The following is a 24,966-nucleotide window of genomic DNA, read 5'->3' as shown; positions in this document are numbered from 1 at the left end:
AACAGGTTGTTCTTTAGGTTAAGGCAAGTCCTGGCACTCATAGCCAAGTCTTTTAATGATACTCTTTATTGTATCCGGATTAAGGGTTTCTGACACGATGCGGAGCACGCAATCAATATCTTCGTAATCGATACTCCATTGCTGTATCCCTACATGATTATCTAGTGTTTCAGATAAAATAGCTGCTGAGCTAATTTTATCAATATTTGTTTTAAAAACATGTACTGTGTTTAAATCTGTTTCCATAATTTTTCATGGTTTTAAAGCTTTTATGGTTGCGGTAAAAGCTTCTTTCATCATTGTATCGGTAAGAACAAACGGCTTCCCTCCCAAACTCTTACCCTCAGTATGGAAGTTCAACAAAGTATATAATGGTCCATAGGCAATAGCCCAAAAAACTTCAAAAGACATTGGAATAAGTTCATTATTTTGCAAACTATTATCAATAAACTGTTTCATTATCATTCTGAAATCTGAGAATTTGGTGGTAGAATTCAATATTATTTCCCCATGTGGCGAGTGTTTAATGATCTCAAAAAAAGCAACTTGCTTGGGATATTTCATGGTAAAATCAGCCCTGTTTACCCATTGTATCCACAATCCTTCTTCAAAAGACATTTCAGGTGAGAAGTCTTTAATTGTGCTTGAAAAAAAATCAATCGCAACGGTTGCCCCTATTTTCTGAATTAAATCATCTTTGTCCTTGTAGTAAATATATAATGTCGCTACCGAAATATTGCAGGCTTTTGCAAGCTTGTTCATACTGAAACCCTGAAATCCATCCTGCACGATTTGATCTATTGCTCTTGCAACAACCAGTTTTTCTTTATCAATATCTCTTATTCTCATGCCATTTTTTTAGCAAAGATAAAATAATAAGTGAATGAACGTTCTTTTATTTAAACATTTTTTTTCCAAAGCCCTAACTATCAATTTTGAAAGCTCCTTTAACAAAAAAAATAGTGCTGCCTAAAACTCATGTAGGTTCTCTTAAATCCTGAACCCTAATAAAAGCAAGCCTTGCGAAATAATTTTTAATTTATTGCTTCAAAATTGCAGTAGAGCTATTATAATTCCGTTATTTTGCCGGCAAATAAATTAAACCTATTATTCTTAATTATTTAATTACAAGCCTATAGAAATTATTTAAGCGACATACTACAAAACCCCACATTTAACCCCAAAATTTTAACGACAATGAAACCTACTTTTTCCAGAAGTCTATTCACAATAGGCTCCTTATTTTTAGCCATTGCGCTACAGACAAGTTGTAGCGACAGTGAGCCGGATGCTTATGAACCGCATTATTTAGCCCAAATTGATGCAGAGAAACTACCTGCTGCGAATCATCCGATGATTATGTTTGCGGATAATGAAGATCCGGCAAGGATGTACGACAAAAAAGACCGATGGTTTAGAGTGAATCAACCTTTACAGATCATACAAAAAGGAAAGGACTCTATACAACTATCTCTTTATTCGCCGGTTGGTCTTAAAGATGTAGTGGTCTATGCCAAATTACCGAATTATAGCAAACGTTTTGCATTGTATCATTTTACACAAATTCCTGCTTTTCATCGCTCTGTTCACCAAATTCCATTGGTAGCGGCCAAAAATGATTATCAATTAGAAGACGGAAAAACCGTTACTATCGACAAAATAGATGGATTCTCATCCGGAGGCATTGAATTTTCAATCGAATCCTCTGATCCTTTATTCGCAAAATTCAAGAAAATTAAATCTTCACAATTGGTTCAGTTTCACGACGGGTATCATATCGAAGAACTTGGAAAGTTTTTACCAATGAATCCGGTATTAGCCAAGGAAGCTATTACCATGATCATTAACTACTCTTATGCGTTGAGTCATCCTATTTATTATAAAACACATAATAACTTTGATGTTTATAAAAAAGAACAAGCTGCACTTGCCGGAACAGCCGTAGTGGGCGCTACAGACTGGCATGGCAATACTGCGGATGCAAATGGCCAATATGACTATTTTACAAAAGCCGAAATTGAAAAGCGTTACTGGGACTATGTTGACGGAAGAACGCTCTACATGGCAATGGTTGGCGGTGATGCTGCATGGGGCGGCGGAGCACTGGCTTCACAATACGAAGGCGGATACGTAACAGGACACTGGAACGGAGAAATGTCGCTTTGGTCTCATGAATATTCGCACCACACCGGTTACAATCATGACAGTAATTTTGCCAACAGTGGCGAAGGTGGCGGACAACAGGAAATGCTGACGCAGTTTTACAAATACCTGATTTACTTAGACGATCTTCCATTTACGGATCCTGATATATTAAAAACCTATACTAAAACACAGTATCTGAAAGGAACTTATAAAAAACCGGTTTTTAAAATCGATCCAAAAAATACATTTTTATTAAAATATAAAGGAGAAGGAAAATGGAACTAACAAGACTATTCAATATACCAAAACTGGTTTTCGTACTGCTTTTAGCATTAACAAGTTGTAGCGATAAAGATGAAAATAATGCCCCTACAGACTACTCCTATTACTATCCAACTGAAGAGGCAACGATAACTGCCAAACAAATTGGAGACGGAACCGGAGCTTTAGATCCAAGAGGAATAACTATTGCCAACGCAAAATTATACGTTTGCAACGGTGATGTTCTTGAAATTTTTGATGCAAAAAGCCTGAAATACATCAAATCTCTAACGGCTTATACCAAAGGAACTACGACGATTCCTTTTACCAACCTTTCTTCTGTTTCTGTTGACAATAATAGAATTTATTTAGGAAGTGTTGATTCACGTCTTTTTGTATTAGACGAAAACACTAATCTGGGAATCAATACAGTTGGTAACGGTCAATGGTGGAACACTTTTGTTCACGTTTTTGGAGTTACAGTAAAAGACGGATTGGTTTTTGTAAAAGAAAAACACGCCTCTATAAAAGTTTTTGAGACCTCTCAAATTACAGAAAGCAGTAATTGGAACCTCACTCCTATTGCAAAACTAAACACCCTAAGCGGTTTTGATGAAATGTATTCTATGGATGTGGCGGTTGGAAATCTGGTTGTTGCCGGAAGAGATTCCAAAGCCTATTTGCTTTACAATATTGCAGCTATTCGTGCCAATGCAGCAGCTTCTCTTGTTACACCGTTACAGCCTTCAGCAAAACCAATTTCGAAGAGCGAACCAACAACAGTCTCTTTAGGTGCTGATTGGGCCATAACTTCTGAGAATGTTGATTCGGTTGATTATCTAAGATTTTACCCAAAAGAGGAGTTTTTAAATCAAACCTATACGGCCAGAATAAATGCTACTGATATTATGGGGAAAAATTCTTTCGGTACAATCATGGGAATTACACAATTGGAGGATCGCATCTTCTTATCGGATAAGACCAACAAACAAATTAGAATACTCAAGCTAAAGAAATCTAACATTAGCGAACAAAAATAATAGTAAAAAGCTGCTTCAAAAAATTGAAGCAGCTTTTTTTTATTCAAACAAAGACTATATCTTTTTCACAAGTATTTCAATTAATGTGTGGCCGATTTCGAAAATACATTCATTATGACCACTCCCGAAACAATAAGCAGTATACCTATAATTGCCGGTAGATCCAGACTTTGTTTAAAGAGAATTACCGAAATAATCGCCGTCAACACAATCCCAAAACCTGCCCAAATCGCATAGGCAAACCCAAGTGGAATCGATTTTAAAGCGTGCGAAAAAAAGTAAAAACAAGTTACAAAAGCCACAACTGTTACAATACTTGGTACCAGTTTTGTAAATCCTTCCGATTTTTTCAGAAAGCTGGAACCCACGATTTCTAATATAATGGCTAAGCCCAAGAATACGTATTTCATTTTTTTTGATTTTAAAGTACAAAGAAAGCGAACAATTCAAAACGCTTTTTTGATGTACATCAAAATCATCTATCTCTTTCTGATTCTGCTTAACGTTTCCTGAGTGACTCCAACATAAGAAGCAATGTGTCCCAAATTTATTCTTTGCAAAAGGTCGGGAAACTCCGTAATTAGGGACAGGTAGCGTTCTTCTGCAGCTTCTGTATGCAATGAATTGATTCTTTCCTCCAGAATAATACAAAGTTCTTCTGCCAGTTTTCTTCCAATAGTGTTGAGTTCCGGATACGTTTTATAAAGTTCATTCAGGTCATTGATTGCAATAGAATATACCACAGAGTCCTCTAAAAATTCGATATTTTCGAAAGACGGTTTCCCGGCATACAAAGGAAGAATTGAACCTATTATTACATTTTCAACACCAAACCAGGAATTGACTTCTTTATCATTTTTAATAAAATAGGCTCTTACCAAACCTTTTTCAAGCATAAAAAGACTGGCCATTATTTGTCCTTGTTTTAACAGAAAATCATTTTTCTTTTTGCTGAAATAATTGATTTTCCCGGCAAGCTCTCGTTCTGCTTCGACGGTTAAATCGCCATAGGTCTTTAGTTTTTCTATTAATGGATTCATATTTTCAAAAAGAGATTCTTATACGTTATAGAATGTGTAAGCTACGAAATAATCGACAAAGAAATCTTGTTTTCTGAAAATCTACAGTTATTCAATAGCCTTCGTTAGTTACAAATTGACATTCACAACAAAGTAAAATGGTATTTTAAACAAAGTCACCCATTTTTGCCAATTAAAAACAATTCTGTCTCCTTTTTAAAACAAGACAGAATTACTTTTTTTAGAATAGAATATCAGGATCCACTAAATCGGATAATTTTTCTTTTAAATGTGGTTTTAAAAGTGTCAGTCCAAATTGGTAAGAGGCATTCATCCAGCCAAATCCTTCTTCGGTGATGTAATTAAATTCTGTTCCCACATTTCCGTACTCTGCAAAAATTTTATGGGAACTTATAGACAAATCAAATTTTTCGGGAATTGTTCCATTGTAATCAACCGCATTTCGCGTGATCAGCCACAACCAGCGATAGACCATCTCTTGTGTTTCTTCCTGAAAATTGTAATTCAATAACCCTTTCCATAATAATATTTGATGCGGAGCCCAGCCAAAAGGATAATCCCATTGCCTTGTTGGATCATTTTCGGTTACTGTAGCAATAGATGATTTTGTACTTCCGGCAATTCCACCCTTCATTTTAAATTTAGGCAATGTCTTTTGAACCAAAGTGGCAGCTTGTTCCTGCGTACATATTTTGGCCCACAAGGGATAAAAAGTTGTTGCAGCTTCAAAATAATGTTGCTCTTTTAACTCGAAATTATAGTCAAGATAAAGACCATTAGCTTCATTCCAACACAATTCGTTGATCTTTTCTTTTCTTTGTGCTGCTTTTTTTCTCCAATAATCACTGGAATAACGGGTGTTCTCGTTGTACTGGAAATCATCTTTAAAAACAGTTTCAATCAAAAAGGCAATATCAGTTTCATATTTATAGAGAAGACTGTTTATGGCTACCGTATTTAAATCGGCACAAATCCCAACCAATCGATTTGTGGTGTCGTGACCGCTTTCGCGCATGCTTCTGTCATGGGTGAAATAATGGTCCAGATCGGCATCTAAAATTTCTCTTTCCAGGTATTTTTTCTCAAATGCTCTGGTCGAAAGCTTGTATTTTGGAGCGTACTTTTCTAATATATCATCAAAATGTCCTTCCTCGACCTCAAACGGAAGTCCAATTCCTTCTGCTTTGTAACGGTTTAATCCATTTGGAGTAAGCCTTTTCCCCTGCTCCATCCAAACTGTTTGGTATTCTTTTATGGCTGTTTTTAAGTGCCTTTCAACCCATGAAATCTCGGGATTGGACTTTTGGATAATGTCAACAATCAATGAGGTATATAAAGGCGGCTGAGTTCGGGTTAAATAATAACTGCGATTGGCATTTAAGATTTTCCCATAATGATCAATCTGGTATTTAAAGTTTTCGGCCATGCCAAGTGCCAAATCAATTTTGTCATCAATCAGAAGCCCCATGGCAATAAAATAACTGTCCCAACCGTACATTTCATTAAACCTTCCACCGGGAACTACAAAAGGGACTCCATCGGTTGTATCGTTCTTAGTTTGCAGCGCTAAGGCTAAAATACCGGGTTTTTTATTCAATGATAAAACATATTCCGGTGAAATAACCTCAGGCAACTGAACCACTTTTAAAGTAGGATTTGCTGCTTCTAAATTTTTGAAATAAGTAAAAGCTGTTGTGTCTCCGGCTGGTACATATAAATACGAAATCGCATTTTCTATTTTATCATCCTCCAAAATCTTTTTTACTCCTGCAGCATCGATCGTTCTGGTAAGCCCGTTCCAATATAAATCCTTAATTTTTCGGGAGATTCTTTTTACCGGATCTTCTGTAATATCGGCTAAGTTGATTTCGGCAAATTCAACATTCGTCTTTTTGGACAATGCCAATTCCTGCAACAAATTCGAAAGCTGATACGTTCCTTTAATGGCAATCGAATTTCCTTTATCATCTTGCAATGAAAAGCTTTTTGGTCCCTTATCATCAATGGTTATCTTCTTGTCGCCATCAGTGTCTTCCTGAGCCAATAGTTGACTAAGCGTCTGATTGATATGTAATTTAAATTTCATTTTTCGAAGTAATTTTTTTGAGAATAAAAAAGGAGATCAATAATAAAAACATTGGTATCAACGTGAAATAAAAGGCTTTCTCCGGGCCTTCATTTTTAAATAACCAACCTGTTATACGCGAGCCTAATGTACCTCCAAGAGCAGAAAAAATAACAATTAATCCTGTCATTGAACTTTGCAGATTTTTGGGTAATGAACTGAGTACAATTGAATTCAGTAAAGGATAAATTGGTGCTATAAACAACCCGATAAGTGGAAAAGCAAATCCAATAAGCGGAATATCTGAAAGTGAATTAATATTTTTTACTTCAAGTCCAACTACATTGGGCAGCACAAAATAGACAATCAACATGGCTGCTACCACGCAAAAACTTAGTACCCAAATCCAATTAATCTTTTTGGTAACGATTCCGGCAACAAGCCTCCCGATCGCCAATGATATCGCCAGAATACTGGCCATCATTATACTGATGTTTTCCGGTAAATGAAGTACTTTGGTATTAAAGGTTGGCAGCCAGGAAAGTATTCCCTGCTCGATCATTACAAATAGAAAAACGCTGATTACAAAAACAACTGTAAGTGTTTTTGCGATCAATTTAAACATTTGTAAAAAATCATCTGTAAAATTTGCTCCCGCAGTTACCTTAGTTTCTTCAAATTTGGTAAAAAACAGAAACAAAAAAGAAAGCAATGATAATCCGGCCAGAAACCAATAGACATTTAACCAGGAATCCGGGTTACTTTCGTCATTAAAAGCCGGAAACAAAAAATAAGCCAATGCGATTCCGATCATAAAAACGCCTTCAATACTGCTCATTAAAGCGTTATGTTCCTTCTGACTTTCGGTAACCGTTCCAATTAACGAATAAACCGATACTTTTATCAATGCAAAAGAGACACCTACCGTTGCAAATAATATTTTGGCGTTATCAAACGAATTTCCAAAATACATTGAAATACAGGCCAGAGTGACCAATGCCAAACCTGTCAGCATTGCTTTTTTGTAACCGATCCGAGGCAGAAATGAGGCTATAAAAAAAGAGACAATAGCTATAGGCATATCCTTAAAAGCCTCTAGAATACTGGCCTGTACTTCGTCTACTCCGTAATTTTTTTGTGATTTAAGAATTACAATCCCTACGCTATTCAATAAAATAGCAAAGACAAAGTAGTTCAGATAAAGTGATATTTTAATTCCCAGGTTTTTCATTCGTGGATTTCTTTTTATTTTAAACCAGTAGGTTAGTTTTGAATATGCTTGTTTTTGGCTTCTATAGTTCTATATTTTCGTATAATAAAACATTTGTAATTAAGTGGTTCTTGTTCTTTTATGATCATGCTTATTTTGCTACGACTCGAGCGATAGCGAACAGGCGAAGCAATTTCACCAATTGCCACGAAATTTTTTTTCTTACCACTGATTACATAGATTAAAAGGATTTTTTTCTTTGTATAAATTACTCTGTGTTAATCTGTGGCAAAAAACTATTTTTATTCTACCGCAACAGAGTTTTATAATCTAACGAAAGATATCTCAATAAGGTTCTTTCTCTAAAGTTACAAAAATACCAAATGCCGTTTTTCACAACAGCATTTGGTCACCATCCATCTAAACTAACAACTAATTAAAAATTAACGGCTACTGAGAATCTAAAAGCGCGTCCCAAAATTGGTCTTGCCATAAACACATCGCTTGCTGCTGATGTAGTTTGTCTCGGATCGCCTTCTGTTAAACCGATTTCATTGAATAAATTCGATGTATCAACCGCAAAACGAAGGTTGTTGTACGTATAATTTAAACCTGCCCCAACTTCTTTATAGGCTGGTAAAACCTGCTTATTATCTTGATTGGTGAATTTTTTATCGTAATAAGAGAATTGTACATAAGCTGTAAAATCTTTTGTAATATCTACTTCCGGTCTTAAATTACAGAAGAATTTAGGGATTCTTCGGGCTGTATTTCCATTAAAATCAAAGGTAGAACCGTCTGCATTTGTACCGGTAAACTTATCATATTCTGGCTTTTGAACAGTGAACGTAAAATTCAGTTTTACCATCTCGTATCTGGCATTGGTTTCTACTTCAAGACCGATATTGTTCACGTCAGCAAACTTGTTTTCAGAACTTCCGTCCGATAAAATATCGGTAAAAGCGACATTTTTCAAATTCATATGGAATACATTGGCATTCACAGTAAAAAACGAACCTGAATATTTGTAACCAAGTTCTAATTGATTCACTTTTGTATTTTCCAGCTTGCTTAAATCAGCAGCGTTGTCATAAAACGATTCTTCAATTGGAGATCTGAAACCTTGACTATAACGAATATAAGAAGCCATATTATCGTTGAATTTATAATTTCCGGCGGCAGTATAGGACCATTCACTCACATCATATCTCCAATAGGTATACGGATTTCCTTTTACGGTTGTCACAGCATCATCGGCGGTATTGTTGTCTAAAACCCCTAAGTTTTCGGCAAAGAATCGGGCATTGTCTCTATAACCTGAATATTTGTCTTTATTGTAGCGTAAACCGGCATTAAAAGTAAGATTATCAGTGGCTTTAATTTCTGCGTCGGCATATATGTCATTTAAAACACTTTTGGTTTGCGCGTCTCTTTCTAACCAAGTGATTCTTTCAACTCCATTCCACGTGTGGTCTACCCCGGTTGTATTGTCTTTTACATTTAAAAGTCTTGGGTTGTCTGAAACATTAACCAGATACGAATTCCAGTTCCAGTATTGATTCGATTTCCAATTCGAATAATAGTATCCTGCGGTCAATTTCACAGGGTCTAAATCAAATGAGAAAGAGAAATTATTCGCAAAATTGTTCATTTTTTTCTGAATGTACCAATGATCTGCTCTCATAATTAGTGCATTTGGATCAACAGCAGCCCCATTATCTACATAAGTATAAGCTAAATTACCAGCAGTGGTTTTTTGAATATCGGTCGCATAAAAATCTTGCGTCCACGGACCTCCGTTAGGAAAAATTGCATTGTAATTCAAATCGATTGCCGTTTGTTTGAATGCATTTTTGAATGTCACTTTATCAGATATTTTCTTTTTAAACTCCGCTCCAATTGAATTGATAACAGGATGTGAACCATCTTCTAAATCGGCAGTAAAAGTGCCACCACCGTATTGCGGAACATTCAAATGACTGAAATTTGCAGAAGTCAGCGTTCCATAATTTGGATTGAAACCGTCTATGCCTTCAATTTTTCCGTTATTACTTTTTAAGGGTATTGGCAGATAAAACGTATTTCTGTCATTAAGATGTTTGAAATTAACTCTTAAATAATCTCCATCATCAAATTTATAAGTCAAATTTCCTTTGATCTGACCTCCTTTATTAGCAGTGAAACCTGTATTTCTTACTCCATTATCAGCTCTGTAAAAACCGCCAACATTAAAGAATAATTTATCTTGAATTAAAGCACCTGATAAATTAAGGTCGGTTCTGAACATCCCGTAATCCGAGGTCGAAAATTTAGCTCTTCCCTGAAACTCATTTTGCCCTGTTTTGGAGATAAAATTGATGATTCCACCCGGAGCATTGTTCGCAAATATCGAAGCTGATCCTCCGCGTACTGCTTCCATTTTACTAACGGTCTCATCTAACCTGTAAAAAGTATCGGCATTGGCAAACTGCAACGCTCCATCTTCAAAAACCGGTAATCCGTCTTCCTGAATTTGTACATATTCATAAGCTCCTGCTGATGGAATCCCTCTTGCAAAAAGGTTGTTTCCAATTTCTCCTCCCGAGGCTTCTACTACGAATCCCGGAATGGTTTGAAGTAAAGCTGCGGTACTTATTGGGGCTCGGTCTTCAATAGCCTTTGCTCCCATCGTTGTAATTGCGACACTCGATTCTAATTTAGATCGTGGACTGGATGATCCTGTAACCACTACTTCTTTCAGGCTCTGTGATTCCGTTTCTAAAAACAGGTCTTCCTTCACTGACTCTCCATCTTTTACCGTAATTTTTTTCTCGAAGCTTTTATACCCCACATTTGTTGCTGAAATGGTATAACTTCCGGCAGTAACATTCGAAAATAAATAACTTCCGTTTACATCTGTGATCACATTTTGATCGCTTCCTTTTAAGGATACATTTGCTCCCGGAATAGTTTGTCCGGTTTCGTCGAATACTTTTCCGGAAACAGTATTCTTCTCCTGTGCCAACAAATGGTTGGGAACAGAAATTAGGCACAACATTAAAAATAGTCTGCCTAGATACGCATTAATTGGTTTCATTTGGTATTGGTTTGGTTAGTAAATCTTATGATTGTTACTGTAAACTTATACAACTAATTATACCCTGACTATGAAAATAAAATCGAAAACGTTTTCGAAAACACCTAAAACGTTTTCGATTTTATTTTATTTAAGTATAAAGTTAGTTTTTTTAACCGCTAAGTTCACAAGGGGCTATGCTAGTGTCTGTTATTTTATGTTTTTATGTCTTTGCGGAAAAATTTTCACGCAGATTTTGCAGATTGAGCGGATTAATTTGGTTGCTTATGATTTATTTGGATTGTTCTATTGTTAAAATGTACAAATCAACCGATCGCAATTATTTTGGAGAGTGGAGAAAATCGGCCTAATCTGCAAAATCTGCGTGCACAAAAAACTTAGTACCTTTATATCTCCCAGTCTTTACTGACTTACACTATTATAAAGAATTAAAAAATCACTCCGGATCTTGCGGTTAAGATTTTTTAGTATATTTAGTTCATGAATGATACAAAATTAATTGATATCGCTTCGGCATTAGGAATTTCTGTCACCACCGTTTCGAAAGCTCTGAAAGGTTATACAGACATTAGCCAAAGTACTCGCGCAAAAGTAATTGAGATGGCAGATAAGATGAACTATATGCCTAACTCTGTTGCCGTAAACCTCAGGACTAATGAAACCAAAACTATCGGAGTCATCGTTCCTGCGACCGTGCATCACTTTTTTTCGAGCGTTCTAAACGGAATTTTAGAAGAAGCCGAAGAAAGAGGCTACATGGTTATTATTCTGCAGTCAAGTGAAAAATATGAGTTGGAGAAAAAGCAGGTCGCCTTATTGCTTCAAAAAAGAGTAGATGGTATTTTGATGTCTCTTTCAAACGAAACCGATGATTTTTCGCATATCAATGAAGCTATTCGAAAAAAGACTCCTGTGGTTTTATTTGATAAAATTGCCAAAAGGGTTGATTGTTCAAAGGTTGTAATTAATGACATGAAGGCCGCATATGATGCTGTAACTTATTTAATAGAAAAAGGATATAAAAAGATCGCTCATTTTCGCGGTTCTTATGTTCCTCAGAATTCCATCGATCGCTTTCTAGGATACAAAAAGGCATTAGAAGATCATAATATAGTATACGATCCATCTTTGGTCTACGTTTGCGATCACAATACAGATTTTGAAGATGGTTATGAGAATGCCAAAAAATTAATAGAAGACCACGATGATGTAGATGCCGTTTTTGCCATCACAGATTTGGTTGCTATTGGAATTATTAAATATTTCAACGACAACAAAATAAAAACCCCGGAGCAAGTCGCTGTTTTTGGATTCAGCAACTGGTTCATGAGTACGGTAATTTCACCTAAACTAACTACTATCGACCAACCCGGCTATGATATTGGTTATCGTGCTGCTGCAATATTAATTGATGAAATCACACAACTCAAAGAACATCTTCCGGTAGTGCATCAGACAGTTGTATTGCCTACTTACATTATTGAAAGGGAGTCTACGCAGAGAACTTTGTAATTTTTTCTTAACTGCAAGGGACGCGAAGATTTACGCAACATTTACAAAATTGTAATTGAAAAGATTTTCACACCACCATAAAACAATCCCGATCGAACGAATATACTAATACAATATTGAAGTAGATTTGCAATCTATATTCTCAAAATAAAGCGGCCAAAACATAAAAGCTAGAGACTTTAAAAAACATGAAAAAAATATTCTTAAGTTTAGTATTCTTTTTTGTACTATCCTGTAAAAATGAAAATTCAAAAAACAAAATCAATTCAGAAATAAAAATAAAAAAGGAAATTAAATTAGATTTTTTTAAATCTATTCCAGATACATTAGATGGGTGTTTATATACTTTTAACTATGATTCTATCCTCTCACCCCAAAAAAATATTTTATTGTCTAATGGTTCTGACATTACCATAATTAAAATAAAGGGGAGAGAAATATACTTAAATAAAGACACGATAAATACGAAACAATTATCTAATTCGTCCTATCGAGAGGTTTATTTTAACAACGATTATAAATTAATTCTAAATATTGAAGAATACAATTCGGCTAATGAAGCAGCACTTTACAAGGGAACATTAGAAATATCAACTAAACAAAATTTCACCAAAAAATATAAAATTAAGGGGAAAGGTGGTTGCTAAATTATTTACCGAAAGAATCGCGCTAAAAGGTCAATTGCCCAAGTTTCAAAAAAGAAAGTTCTTGTAAAAACATAAATCTCTCAAAATTCTCTCCTTCTTTTACTAATTCTTCAATACACAACAATAAATAAGATAACCTTATCTTTTTAAAAAACTAAAAATGAAGGAGAACAAGGCGATTCAAGATCAAAATTTTCCTTATCCTGAATTTAAAAAAAACACTAATTAACACAATGGACGAAAAAAAAATAGTACTTCGTTTTTTAAATTCATTCAGGTTTAATGAAAAAGTTATCTACTCTGACGAGTGTATTAATCATCTTGAAAATAGTGAAATAATAATTACATATATAGGTAATAATAATATTTCCAATTTGATTACATTTTATGAAGAAAGATTAGAGACAAAATCAATTACAGGCAGTGTGTCCGTACCGGGTTATGAAAATTTAATTTCTAAATTATCGGAATCAGCCAATAAAGAATCAATTATTTATATTATTCGTTTATATGCTCCTAAAGTTGGTTATATTTTGTTTTACTTAAAAGAAAACAATGAGTTGTTTTACATTTTAAAAAATTATAATATGTCTATTGAAAAAGAAGAAGAAAGAAATAAAATTTATTCAAACCTTGGGTATCAAACATCTTTTTATATTAAACTGATAGCGGGGAAGATAATTACAGAATTTTGATAACCTATTCTGTTCTGCACAGAGTTCCAATAGATAGTAGTACCGTAAACTATTTGCGAGCAGTAAAAGAAATCTAATAAAAACCGGACTACAGTTCCATCTCCTCAACTAATTAGTAAAATTTCATGAAAAACTACAACTTAGATTTTCTTCTAAATAAAAAAATAAATAGCATCCACGCTATCTCTATCAATGAAAACGATACTGTCTATGTTCTTTCTGATACATTAGTATTAACATTGGACGATGATTCACTTGTTCAGATCGTAATGAATTACGACATAAAAGTTTATCCATTATCCTCCTTAGAAAAAGTTATCCTATTAGGTGATTATGACCTTCAAAACTCGCAAATTTCTTTAGTAAATACAAGTAAAACAACTGATAATCAAAACATAAAAGTTATTTATAACTATTCTCAGTCAACATACCATTTTGGTTCAAAATTTCTAAATGCAAATCATGAATTTATATTTGGATTTTCTTTTGGTTGGGACGAAATTATATTATTAGACGAGGAAAACTTTCTCACAATGGTGGGTTCTTACGAAGAAAAAACAGATTCTCTTAGACTTAACCGGAATTTGACCAAAGTGGAAAAGAGCACTACCGGAAGATTGAAACCAACTTATGTATTATGAAAAAAACAGTAATAAATTAAACAAATAGAATGAGTTTATTTCAAGAATGTGTAGACAGTTTAAAAAAAGAAGTAATTGTATATGCTGCTGCTGCAACATTGAAAATATTTGAGGAATTTCAGCAAAAAAACAAATTTACGTTTTATGGCAGAATAGATTGGTCTACATTTCAGAGATCCTTCAAAATAAACAACTTGGATGACATTAGAAAACACATCGTGCACAATGAAAAATGCTACATTTTATGGAATGATACGTCATTTCCTGTTTTAGAAACTTCTTTACAGTCAGTGTATATGAACGTTGATAATGTCCTTGCAGTAAGTTATGATACATGGCTTTATGTTTTTGAAAAAAATATTGTAATTGAATTCTATCATGATGGAGAAATAACCATAGGGTTTATTGATTCTAATGATTAAATATGTTCCGTCTCTTCGAATAGTCTTAATCAAAGATTTTACAAATGTTGCTGTTCTATGGGAAGTTTTTTATGAAAAGCTATACAAAGTCAGCCCATCTACACAGCATATCGTCAACGCTTAGAGAAGCTGGACTCAGTAATTTATATCCAAGAAAAGTATTAAATGAAAAATAAATTTTATTCAAAATACCAAATTTATGCGATTACAGGCTTGTTTGTCGGGATTATGTATATGATTTTCAACTTCTTTCAATATGAGAAGAGTATTAAAAATGGTGTCTTAGTCGAAAAAGTAGTAATAAGTCAAAGTTGCAGATCATATACTAAACTTGCTTCAGGAATATCGATAAAAGAAGGTAATGAAGTATATAGTGTCAAATTAGATTATGGCACTTGTATTAAATACCCTGTAAAAAGCAAAATAAAAGTGGTGCACGATAAAAACAGAGCTCTTTTTATTTACCCCGTTAAAATCCTCAATTATGGAAAGATATATCTTTTGGGGATTTTATTATTAATCTCACTTATCCCTTGGTTGTACCTAATCAAGCTGGTCCGAAACACTAAAAAACCACAAAGCCGGAGACGTTCTCGCAGAAGGTATTGAACTCTTAGGAGAGTCGAGACTGTTTATAATAATCCATATGAGATACAAAGTAGTGTATTTATAGATCCTTTTAAAGAAGAGAAAAAAGAAGAGAATGAAACATAAAAAGATTTTAAAACTAGTCCTTCTTTCAATAACAACGGCAGCTGTAGTCAAATATATTCACCTATAACTGTTCAAGGCCTACTACACCTCATGATACAACAAATACAACAACAGATTTTTTTATAAATGGAATACAGCTTGATAATTAAAATAAAGAAGACCACTATCTTACTTTTTATGATAACTATATTTTGTAGTTGCGGAGGACACAAAAATCCCGCTTTAAGTCCTGTTAGCGAAACGGATGATTGTTCTTTAACAGAATGTAAAATCATCAAAATTGATAATTTTAAAAATTATTATCTTATTTATGCTAAAGGAATTAAAAATAATATTGGATATAAAATTATATCGCCCATAAAACCAATAGTCCCTTCTACTACTTCTAAAACTAATAATGCCAATTTACCAAAAGTGATGGTTGGCAATACGTACCGCTTTAAGCTAACTTGGATCAGTGAGCCTGCAAAGGAAAACAGAGTCATGAATTATCTTGATCTCGAACGATGTATTATCCGTCATCCCTTCGTTGAAATATGCACTGAGGCTGGATTTGAGTTATATGAGGCCAATAACCTGCAAGGTTTGGAATTACATAAGGGATGAAAAAGATAAAAAACGCAAAGTCAGAGATATTTGGCGCAGCTTATACTGGGCTCTTTAGGAGATCTTGATTTGGAATTTTTAAAATAAATTAAGATGTTAAAAAACAAAGAAAATATATTTAGAGTAATTGTTTTAGCCCTTCTAGTAATCGTAGTTATTTTTTTAGCTAATTATTTCTCAAATAATGAAGCTTTTTACAAAAAAGCACTTGAAAACAGAAAAGAAGAATCATTTTCAGGTATTGTGATTGAAAAATTTATTGATTCATCACAGCATTGTACTCCAATGCTAAAATTTACAAGTAATTCAAGTAATCCTGTCGTAAATAGTTTTTGGGATGGAGTAGCAATTGGAGATTCCATAGTAAAGAATAAAGGGCAGGCAACTATTTATTTATACAAAGATACACTGCTAAAACAAGTATTTGATTATGAGGCGCATTATCAAGGTCTGATTGATCGAAAATCAAAAAAGTAGACCATATTATTTTAACAATGTACAACCGACCAGTAGTATAATTGGTTCGTTAAATCAACAGCTGAATTTGCAAAATGTTGCAAATAAAATTGGGCATGCGATTAGAATTGACGCAAGAACTTACTATACAAGAGGATAATGAAAAAAACACCTATATTTTTACTTTTCGGTTTATTTGTTTGTTGCAAATCAATAAAGCCGAATACTTATTTTAGTACCTGTACACTCTATGGAAAATCGGAAATTAGCTTAAGGCTAAATAGAGATAAAAGCTTTATTTATAATTTTAGATACTATGATCAAGCAATAATGGGAAAGTGGAAAGTGAACTCTGATACTTTGATTTTGACTTCCGATTTTTTTAATGAATCAATGGACAGTTTAAGTCCAAAAATTAAAAATTCTGATGAGTATGGTGTGGATAAATATTTAATAAAAGGGAAAAAGCTTTTTATTATAAATAAAAAAGGAATGTTATCTAGAAAGTAAATAACCCCTATTTTTCCAGGAATTCTAATGAAATATTGCGACAAATGCCTTCAACTTAGTATCCTCAACATTTCAATGGTAAATGATTAAAGAACTGGATATATTTGTAAAAAAAAGCGCAATGTCATGGACATTTACACTGAACTCTTAAAGGAGCCCGGCTTACATTTATTTTGAATATTACAAACAATTTTACAAAGAATGAGAAATTTTTTAATCTTTATACCTGTTATAACTTTTGGTTGTGCTAATAAATTACAAGAAGATCGTCTGTATTTGAAAGAAATAAAAGCAAAAAAGAAGATTATAGAATGGTTTTATTATTCAAATGTTGCTTCAACTAGTGCTGACTATGTACTACTGTATGATTCAATAAATGACAAAAGCGATACAATTGTTAATTCAACAAACCTAAAAGATCTTCATTTTGCAAACTATACCGTTACTTTATTTTTTTATGGCAAACCGAAAATTTACGATGCCCCTTTAATAATTAAAAACACAATCGATGAATTCAAAATTATAGTTGATACGAATGCAATATCAAACGAACCAAGCCCAAGCAGGCAGTCTTATTTAAAAAAATGATTAAGAGTTTTAAGGTAATGGAAGTCTAAGAAAAATATCCGAGACTTTGACAGGATTAATCATTATCATAAAAAAACGCAAAATCAGAGACATTTGTAAAAAACATAAAATAAGGGCCATTTCCGTAGCGTGTATTGGGCACTTAGGAGTGCTGGAATAAGGAAACTGTTCCAACTGAAACGCGATGTTAAATAGCTAAAGAACTAAAAGATAATAATAATCTATGAAAACAAAATTCTTAATTCTTCTAATGTTACTTGGAAATAGCATGTTTTCACAAGAATTTGCTAATACAAAGCAAACGCAAGAAATATTGGATGCATCTAAAAAATTTTTACTTGAAAAGAAAGAAATGGATATCGAGCTTCCAATGATAACTTTTTCGATACGTGAATTAATCAACAATAATGAACTTAAATATAACACTAAAGGTATTTACAGATTGTTTACAAATAAAAGTCCATCATCTACATATATTGTTTTAAAAGATAAAGATAAATTTCAAATCATAGACTTACGATCTTTTTCAAAAAACATAGTCGTTATATCTGATTTCCTATCATCCAGATTTGATGATACAATTGTTGCGCAATATCTTGAGGAGATTTTAAAGATTTATAAATATAACAGATATGATGAAAAAATAAAAATGTAATACTTTCATAGTTTAGGTTAATAATAACCTCAGTTCTGCAAAGTGTTCGTTAAAAAACTTAATATTGTGTGAACGTCTCTGACTTCGAACTCTCTTCTCTCCACTAACAGTTCTTCACGAAAAGCCGTCTAAAGTCAAAGATTTTGGAAAGATTAAGATTGTAATAAGATATATTTGTAAAAAACGCAAAGTCAGAGACATATTTGTCCAGCGTGTACTGGACTTTTAGGAGAGCTGGGATTATAAAAAGAATAAACCTTTTTTCAAAATTTATCGAATACAAAAGAGATAACCAATCATTAAATTATTATACAAATTTTAAAAAAATCTCGTGAAAAAATATTTATTATTAATCTTAATTAGTTTCCATATTTCAAATAGATGTGATGCCCAAGAGATTACTAAAGACCAACAAATTTCAAACACATTAAAAGAGTTCTATTCAAGCTATACCAAAATAATAAGTAAAAGTTATTTTCCTTTTAAAAAAGAGCAATTAGTAGAATTAAGCTTACTTCAAAAAAAATATTGCACTAAAAAAGTGATTCTAGAATACAAACAATGGTATGAAGATGGTCATGACTTATTTACAAATTATTGGGAGGTCGATACGAAGTCATTAAATACAATGAGAATAATTAAAAATTTAAAGACTCAAAATAGTTATAATGTTTCATTTATAGTTGATTCGAACCCTGTATCACCCCAAAAAATTGTTAAAAAGGATATACAACTTCAAATTAACTTAATAAAAAACGGAGAAATATATAAAATTAATTCAATTATAGATATTACAAAAGAATAAAACTATTATGCAAGTCAAAGTCTTCTAATTTCCAAAGTCTTCCTTAAAACATAGAAGTGCTGACGAATATCTCCGACTTCGAACCTTCAACAATGAGCAAACAAAACATATAAAAACAAAATCGACTGTCTCTAAATTTATTATGAAAGCCTACCTATTTTGTTGTCTCTTTTATTGTTCATTTCGAGGTACGAGAAATCATACAAGAAACTCCGTTTCTATTTTCCGCAATTTTGTCATTCTGAGGAACGAAGAATCTTCATCAGATAATCCGTAAAGTGAAGTTCAACAGTATCAATTCAGCGAACGAAGATTCTTCGTTCCTCAGAATGACAAACTGGACGTAAACTATGTGTGATTTCTTTTACCGCAATGACAAAATTTACTTATTATATTGATAAACCAGCATTGTTCTCTCGACTCAAAAGCCTTTTAACGCTTAAACTTCTTTGATTTGAAAATCTTCCCTTTGTCTGTAATCATCATACAACTATACTCCGGATATTGATTGATTAATTGAAGTCCTGATTCTTTTCCTAGAACAATTAAGGAAGTGCTAAATCCATTTGCCATTTCTGCGCTGGGACCAAAAACGGTAACACTTACCAATCCGGTCGCGGGATAACCTGTAATCGGATTTATAATGTGTGAATAACGTTTACCGTTTAATTCTACAAACTTTTCATAGTCGCCGGATGTGGTAACGGCTTCACTTTTTAACGGAACTATTTTAACAAACTTCTCGGTATCAAAAGGGTTTGTAATCCCAATCGTCCATGCTTTTCCGTTGGGTTGTTTTCCCCAGGTTGTCAAATCACCGGATGCATTTACAATTCCGGCTTTTATACCTTTGGCTTCCATAACTTCACGGGCTTTATCGGCTGCGTAGCCTTTTCCAATTGATCCAAAACCGATTTTCATTCCAGGCAATTGGAGGAAAATAGTCGATTGAATACTGTCCAAAACTATGTTTTTATACCCGACCTTCTCTACCGACTTTTTAATTTGTTCAGGAGTTGGGATTTCGGTCATTGAACCGTCAAATTTCCACACCTTTTCCATTGCGGCAAAACTAATGTCAAAAGCACCGTTTGTCATTTTAGAAATTGCGATGGCACGTTTGGTAAGATCAAACACTTCCTTGTCTACTTTTACAGCACGAATACCGGCATTTTGATTGACTTCGGAAACTTGAGAATCTGATTTCCAATCTGAGATAAGATTTTCTATTCGTGTAATTTCTGCAATGGTTTCGTTTATTCGGGTTTCGGCGGTCAGAGAATCCTGCGCTACAATGGTAATATCAAAACGACTTCCCATCAATAAAGTGGTTCTTTTTCGCATTACCTCTTGCCCTGTACAGCAGAAACTAAACAGGATCAAGGACATTAGAATAGTATTTTTAAATTTCATAATCATATTTTATAACCTTATAACCTGAGTTGAATTATTAAGTTACTGATTTTTTTTAACACATAGAAACATAGATTTGGAAATTATAATTCGAGAAATTTTAAGAAAATCACACTTTTTTCACATAGTGCCATGCGATTTATTCAAAGTAAAACGTCTTTCTAAGCTTTGTTAACTATGTCTCTATGTGTTACAATTAATTGCACCCAACGGGTATTAAATACTAACAAACAATAATTTAAATATTAAACGAGTTCCGGTTAATAACAATCTGCTAACACCTGCTTATTTGTTTTGTAGTACGCGAGATTATTTCCGTTTTTCTCTATGCAAATGGCATCCAGTACTTTTTCAACATCTTGTTGCATTACCAGTGAACCGCAGATCATAACAACTCCACCTTGTTGCAATAAAGTAGCAAAGAACTCAGTCTCTTTTTGTATTAAATCCATCACATAACATTGATTTTGTTCGCGTGAAAATGCAATATGAAAATCTTTTAAATGTTGCTTCTCAATCTGGTTTTCTGCAAACTGTTTGTGTTTGGTAACGGTTTCAGTTTCATTTCGAAAACCTGTATACAAATGACAGGCTACCTTGCTCTTATTTTGTTCTATCATTCCCAGAAATGGTGCAATTCCGGTTCCGTTTGAAATCATAGCCACAGCAGTAGCTTTCTTAGGAAAATGGAAAGCTTCATTTTTCATCACACGGGCTTTGATAACCGAACCCGGCTGAAGATTGTACAAATATCCTGAACCCAGTCCATGTGGATGTAATTTTACCACGAGACTTATATTGCCATTACTTTTTCCAATCGAATACAAACGATCTCTGCCATCTCCCGCAGGATAAACAGCGAGTAAATCTCCGGAAGTAAATTTTGTTCTCATTCCGGCACGCAAGGTCAACATAAAGGTATGATCGGTTTCTGAAATTGTCGTTTTTTCCAACACAATCATTTTCTCTAAACCTTTTGGCTTTTGAGCATACGTTGCTGGTGTTGTAGCTAAAGTAATTTCAGATTTTGTATTCCATTTTTTAACCCAGTCCGCAAATTGTACGGGGGATTTATCATCTATCGTATGCAAATCCAAAAAGCGGTTGCTCCAGGTTTGAGTGGTCAAAATTTCATCTGTTTTTCTAGCAAAACCGCAGAAATCAGGATATGATTTTGAACCAAATCCGATTACTGAAACATTAACTTTTTGTTCTTGTGGGTATTGTTCTACCAAGGACAAAAATTTGGTCCCATTTGAAGGTGCATCGCCTAATCCGTGTGTAGAAGTAAAAATAATAATATGTTCTGCTTTTGAAAAGAGAGCATATTCATTTAAACCTCCCAAATAAGAAGAGAAACCGTTGGTCATTAATTGCGTATGAACCGCATTGGCAAAACGCAATGTACTTCCGTTTTCTGAACCGGCCAGTAAAATAAATTGACTGTCTTTTGCTTTGTGTTTGTTTTTAATTCGGGTTTCTCTACGACGTAAAGTAATTGCAAATCCGGAATAAATAAAAAACAGGATGTTTAGTGCTGCTATTGCCAAAACGATTGCCCAAATGGCACTTGCTCTTCCGGTATGGAGATCAAGGCTCAGGTTTTCGAGCAAAACTGTAGTTGGATAGTGTACTTCACTACTAATTTGCCCTGTAAACTGGTTTACCTGTATTTCACGGTCTGTTAATTTCAGTACATAAACTTCTTCGGGATCTTCTGTATCAAAAGGGAATTCTATTTTTTGAACTTCAGAAAGTTTAGTCTTTTTGAAAATTTCAAAATCGGCAATGCTCTGCTGTTTAAGGGTCTTATTTTCAACTTGTACTTCTTTCTGATCGTTTTTGTTTTCAGGGAAAAGTTTAAATCTTTGCATTGAAAGATACGTACCCGAAAGTGCCATGATCAAAATAGGAATTAACATCAGTCTTCCTAAGATAACATGGTAATATTGTACAAAACTGTCTTTAATAATTTTAGAGAAAAAACGTCGTACTCCTTTTTGTCTCTGTATCACTAATACGGAACCCGAAATAGCAATCAGAAAAAGTAAAAAAGAATTAACGCCTACAAAAAGTCTTCCGGCTTCATGTAAAAAAAGAGAACGGTGAAGTGAAGTAACCCATTGTATAAAATCGCTTTTCTTTTGGTTTTTCCCTACCACTTTGCCGGTAACAGGATTAATGTATGCATCAACATCGTTGCCGTCTTCATCAAGACCTTTTAATGTTGTAAATTGATTGTGATCTACGCTGATTTCACTAACTTCCAGATAATTTTTAGTCAACGCAGGAAGAACCTCCGCTACTGACAAATTCTCAAAATTAGCTACACGATAAGGCGGTATTTTCTCCCCTATTGCGTCGACAGCAAGTACCACTCCGGTAAGCGATGCCAAAACAAGAAAGAGTGAAGAAAATACCGCCAAAGTTAAATGAGCATATCTCCAAACGGATAATGTCATATGCCTTATATATTGCTAAGTTTTACATATCTAATGTAGCCTTTACCTTCCACTTTTTCAGTAATACCAGCTGTTGTTAAAGGTATTTCTGCGTCTGTAACGTGATATTTTTGATCTTCAACTGCTGATTCAAAACGTATTTTATACCCTTTGTCTATTTTAGCGGTTTCGATTTCAAACATCGTCACACTGCGGTCTCCTCCGGTAACAGAAGCACCTGTTTTTGCACTTACATCTGCCTTTTTAGAACTGAATTTATGCCATTCTTTTAAACTTGTATACCATTTTTTATCATCACCCATTACATACAGGGTTTTTTCATATTCTCCTTTAGCATTAATAAGCGATACAGCTACATAAGCTCCTTCACCTACATAGTTTGACATTTGCAAAAGACATTTGTATTTGGTGGTTTGTGCCGAAGCCTGAAAAGAAAATAGGGATACAAGTACTGCCATCAGGCAGATTTTAGATACTGATTTCATTTATATTTATTTACTATTTTAAAAAGTCAATTGCTATATTATTCTTTGTTAACAATTCATTCTCTTGTGCCAGATTATAAGCCGTTTCGTCAAATTCAGTTTTAATCTCTTTTTTAGCCCCGATCGACAACAAATACTTCAAAACACTATCGTCTTTTGCAATCATTGCTGCTTTGTGTAATGCTGTTAAACCTTCTTTGTTTTTAGCATTGACATCAATGTTTAATCCGTCCAGTTTTTTCAACAAAGCGATATTGTTTTTGGCTGCAGCAGTATAATACAGGGTGCTTCCGTCTTTTTGTTGCGCTGCAAAGTTAATTCCTTTACTCTTTAATAAATTCAATTTATCGTCAAAATCATCTTTTTGCGCTCCGCCTCTTGAACCTTTGTAAGATTCAATCAGATAGAATGCCAAATTGTTTCCTGCCGTGTCCTTAACATTGATGTCAGCTCCTTTGCTTAAAAGCAACGAAATCACTTCTGTAGAACTTCCTTTTACGGCCGCAGTTAATGCAGACTCTCCTTTAGTATTTACTGCATTGATATTTTTTACTTTTGGCAACAATGTTTGTATTAACTCAACATCTTTTCCTGCTGCTGCAATGATTAAAGCTGTATTTCCTTCTTTATCGGCTTTGTTTGCGTCTACTCCTTTGTCTATAAAATACTTTACAATCTCAGCTTGCTTTTCTTTATAAGCAATGATATGAAGTACTGTTTGCCCATTTGAAGCAGTTGCAGTTGGTTTTAATTTTAAATCATCTACCAAGTATTTAAACACTTCAATAGAATTTGCACTTCTTCTCATTCCTTGAGCTGCTGTTATTAAAGCATTATCTGTATATTTTACTCCTTTGGCAGCTAATTTTTTCAATAAATCAACATTCCCTGATCTTGCTGCATAGTCAAAAGCAGTATTTCCATGACTATCAACCTCTTTAAGAGATAAACCTTTTGATACTAAATAGTCAGTAATGGTTAAATCTTTATCGCCGGGAATCGCAAGCAATAAAAGGGTTGCTCCCTCACTGTATTTTTTCTTAGGATCAATTCCTGCTTTAAAAAAAGCATCATATGTCGTTGGATTATTTACCCCTGCCGAAGCAGCAAATGCAATTGGTGTTGTGCCATGGCTGTCTTCCAGATTAATATCAGAACCTTTGGCAATAAGATGTTGTACCAGTTCTGTGTTTCCTTTGTAAGCCGCCCAATGCAAATAAATACGATTATCGTGTGTCATTTTATTAGTTGCATTACCAGGGAGCTCTAACAAATATTTTATATCCTCAAGAGGTGCACTATTATTAATGGCCAAAACAACCGGATCGAAGGCATTTGCATTTAATTCTGCAGGATTATTTCCTTTTTCTATTTCAGCTTTTAAAGTCGCTAAATTTGGAGAAGCTTTCCAGAAATTTGCATCTAAAAGTTTATTTTCCTGAGCGTTAACCTGCAATGTCGCTGCGATTATGGCAGTAAAAAGTATTTTTTTCATAATTTAAATAATAACAAATGGTA

25 protein-coding genes are annotated in these 24,966 nt (G+C 33.9%); 14 read left to right on the top strand and 11 right to left on the bottom strand.

Features of this window, described 5'->3' with window-relative positions:
• Positions 1–18: 18 nt before the first annotated feature.
• Positions 19–246: a hypothetical protein gene (locus LNP23_RS14970; protein ID WP_230001809.1), complete on the bottom strand. Its 228-nt coding sequence runs from the start codon at positions 244–246 to the stop codon at positions 19–21.
• Between the two features lie 6 nt (positions 247–252).
• Complete coding sequence (locus tag LNP23_RS14965) at positions 253–849, bottom strand: TetR/AcrR family transcriptional regulator (RefSeq protein WP_230001808.1); 597 nt, start codon at positions 847–849, stop codon at positions 253–255.
• Positions 850–1,197: 348 nt separating this feature from the next.
• Between LNP23_RS14965 and LNP23_RS14960 the strand changes: the two genes are divergently transcribed.
• Both LNP23_RS14960 and LNP23_RS14955 read left to right on the top strand, forming a co-directional pair.
• Positions 1,198–2,430 carry a hypothetical protein gene (locus tag LNP23_RS14960; RefSeq protein ID WP_230001807.1) on the top strand — a complete coding sequence of 411 codons (1,233 nt, stop codon included), beginning with the start codon at positions 1,198–1,200 and terminating at the stop codon, positions 2,428–2,430.
• Complete coding sequence (locus tag LNP23_RS14955; RefSeq protein WP_230001806.1) at positions 2,421–3,446, top strand: hypothetical protein; 1,026 nt, start codon at positions 2,421–2,423, stop codon at positions 3,444–3,446. Before LNP23_RS14960 ends, LNP23_RS14955 begins: the two co-directional genes overlap by 10 nt.
• Positions 3,447–3,526: 80 nt before the next feature.
• On the opposite strand, the gene LNP23_RS14950 is transcribed toward LNP23_RS14955, so the two are convergent.
• The 5 genes from LNP23_RS14950 to LNP23_RS14930 form a co-directional block, all read right to left on the bottom strand.
• Positions 3,527–3,856 carry a DMT family transporter gene (locus LNP23_RS14950; protein WP_047776512.1) on the bottom strand — a complete coding sequence of 110 codons (330 nt, stop codon included), beginning with the start codon at positions 3,854–3,856 and terminating at the stop codon, positions 3,527–3,529.
• A 69-nt stretch (positions 3,857–3,925) separates the two neighbouring features.
• Positions 3,926–4,486, bottom strand: coding sequence for a Crp/Fnr family transcriptional regulator (locus tag LNP23_RS14945; RefSeq protein ID WP_230001805.1), 561 nt, complete (start codon positions 4,484–4,486; stop codon positions 3,926–3,928).
• Positions 4,487–4,706: 220 nt separating this feature from the next.
• A complete protein-coding gene (locus LNP23_RS14940) occupies positions 4,707–6,572 on the bottom strand; it encodes an alpha,alpha-trehalase (RefSeq protein WP_230001804.1) in 1,866 nt (621 codons plus the stop codon).
• Positions 6,562–7,782, bottom strand: a complete 1,221-nt coding sequence (locus LNP23_RS14935; protein ID WP_230001803.1) for an MFS transporter — start codon at positions 7,780–7,782, stop codon at positions 6,562–6,564. The genes LNP23_RS14940 and LNP23_RS14935 overlap by 11 nt, the downstream gene beginning before the upstream one ends.
• A 415-nt stretch (positions 7,783–8,197) precedes the next feature.
• Positions 8,198–10,837, bottom strand: coding sequence for a TonB-dependent receptor (locus tag LNP23_RS14930; RefSeq protein WP_230001802.1), 2,640 nt, complete (start codon positions 10,835–10,837; stop codon positions 8,198–8,200).
• A 480-nt stretch (positions 10,838–11,317) separates the two neighbouring features.
• Between LNP23_RS14930 and LNP23_RS14925 the strand changes: the two genes are divergently transcribed.
• From LNP23_RS14925 to LNP23_RS14870, 12 genes are all read left to right on the top strand, one after another.
• Entirely contained in the window at positions 11,318–12,349 is a 1,032-nt protein-coding gene (locus tag LNP23_RS14925) for a LacI family DNA-binding transcriptional regulator (RefSeq protein WP_047776499.1), read from the top strand.
• Between the two features lie 188 nt (positions 12,350–12,537).
• Entirely contained in the window at positions 12,538–12,996 is a 459-nt protein-coding gene (locus LNP23_RS14920) for a hypothetical protein (protein WP_230001801.1), read from the top strand.
• A gap of 233 nt (positions 12,997–13,229) precedes the next feature.
• Positions 13,230–13,691: a hypothetical protein gene (locus tag LNP23_RS14915; protein WP_230001800.1), complete on the top strand. Its 462-nt coding sequence runs from the start codon at positions 13,230–13,232 to the stop codon at positions 13,689–13,691.
• A 125-nt stretch (positions 13,692–13,816) separates the two neighbouring features.
• Positions 13,817–14,332, top strand: a complete 516-nt coding sequence (locus LNP23_RS14910; RefSeq protein WP_230001799.1) for a hypothetical protein — start codon at positions 13,817–13,819, stop codon at positions 14,330–14,332.
• Between the two features lie 29 nt (positions 14,333–14,361).
• The gene (locus tag LNP23_RS14905; protein ID WP_230001798.1) at positions 14,362–14,754 is read left to right on the top strand and encodes a CDI toxin immunity protein; all 393 of its coding nucleotides are present in this window, start codon (positions 14,362–14,364) and stop codon (positions 14,752–14,754) included.
• 165 nt (positions 14,755–14,919) lie between these two features.
• Positions 14,920–15,363 (top strand): hypothetical protein, encoded by a 444-nt coding sequence (locus tag LNP23_RS14900; protein ID WP_230001797.1) that lies wholly within the window; start codon positions 14,920–14,922, stop codon positions 15,361–15,363.
• Between the two features lie 282 nt (positions 15,364–15,645).
• Positions 15,646–16,074: a hypothetical protein gene (locus LNP23_RS14895; protein WP_230001796.1), complete on the top strand. Its 429-nt coding sequence runs from the start codon at positions 15,646–15,648 to the stop codon at positions 16,072–16,074.
• Positions 16,075–16,167: 93 nt separating this feature from the next.
• On the top strand, positions 16,168–16,551 hold the full coding sequence (locus tag LNP23_RS14890) for a hypothetical protein (protein WP_230001795.1): 384 nt from the start codon (positions 16,168–16,170) through the stop codon (positions 16,549–16,551).
• A 138-nt stretch (positions 16,552–16,689) separates the two neighbouring features.
• Positions 16,690–17,040 (top strand): hypothetical protein, encoded by a 351-nt coding sequence (locus tag LNP23_RS14885; protein ID WP_230001794.1) that lies wholly within the window; start codon positions 16,690–16,692, stop codon positions 17,038–17,040.
• Positions 17,041–17,241: 201 nt separating this feature from the next.
• Positions 17,242–17,628: a hypothetical protein gene (locus tag LNP23_RS14880; protein WP_230001793.1), complete on the top strand. Its 387-nt coding sequence runs from the start codon at positions 17,242–17,244 to the stop codon at positions 17,626–17,628.
• A 223-nt stretch (positions 17,629–17,851) separates the two neighbouring features.
• The gene (locus LNP23_RS14875) at positions 17,852–18,283 is read left to right on the top strand and encodes a hypothetical protein (protein WP_230001792.1); all 432 of its coding nucleotides are present in this window, start codon (positions 17,852–17,854) and stop codon (positions 18,281–18,283) included.
• Positions 18,284–18,614: 331 nt separating this feature from the next.
• Positions 18,615–19,088, top strand: coding sequence for a hypothetical protein (locus LNP23_RS14870; RefSeq protein ID WP_230001791.1), 474 nt, complete (start codon positions 18,615–18,617; stop codon positions 19,086–19,088).
• A 432-nt stretch (positions 19,089–19,520) separates the two neighbouring features.
• Here LNP23_RS14870 and LNP23_RS14865 read toward each other — a convergent pair whose 3' ends face one another.
• The 4 genes from LNP23_RS14865 to LNP23_RS14850 all read right to left on the bottom strand — a co-directional run bounded on the left by LNP23_RS14865 (position 19,521) and on the right by LNP23_RS14850 (position 24,943).
• The gene (locus LNP23_RS14865; protein ID WP_428979177.1) at positions 19,521–20,477 is read right to left on the bottom strand and encodes an FAD:protein FMN transferase; all 957 of its coding nucleotides are present in this window, start codon (positions 20,475–20,477) and stop codon (positions 19,521–19,523) included.
• A gap of 284 nt (positions 20,478–20,761) precedes the next feature.
• Complete coding sequence (locus tag LNP23_RS14860) at positions 20,762–22,963, bottom strand: PepSY domain-containing protein (protein WP_230001789.1); 2,202 nt, start codon at positions 22,961–22,963, stop codon at positions 20,762–20,764.
• A 5-nt stretch (positions 22,964–22,968) separates the two neighbouring features.
• Positions 22,969–23,448, bottom strand: coding sequence for a DUF2271 domain-containing protein (locus tag LNP23_RS14855; RefSeq protein ID WP_047776494.1), 480 nt, complete (start codon positions 23,446–23,448; stop codon positions 22,969–22,971).
• A 13-nt stretch (positions 23,449–23,461) separates the two neighbouring features.
• Positions 23,462–24,943: an ankyrin repeat domain-containing protein gene (locus tag LNP23_RS14850; protein WP_230001788.1), complete on the bottom strand. Its 1,482-nt coding sequence runs from the start codon at positions 24,941–24,943 to the stop codon at positions 23,462–23,464.
• Positions 24,944–24,966 lie beyond the last annotated feature (23 nt).

The sequence above is a fragment of the Flavobacterium cupriresistens genome, assembly GCF_020911925.1.
GTDB lineage: Bacteria > Bacteroidota > Bacteroidia > Flavobacteriales > Flavobacteriaceae > Flavobacterium > Flavobacterium cupriresistens.
The sequence above is the reverse complement of the archived record's forward strand: the minus strand, read 5'-3'. Positions and strand labels throughout refer to the sequence as shown.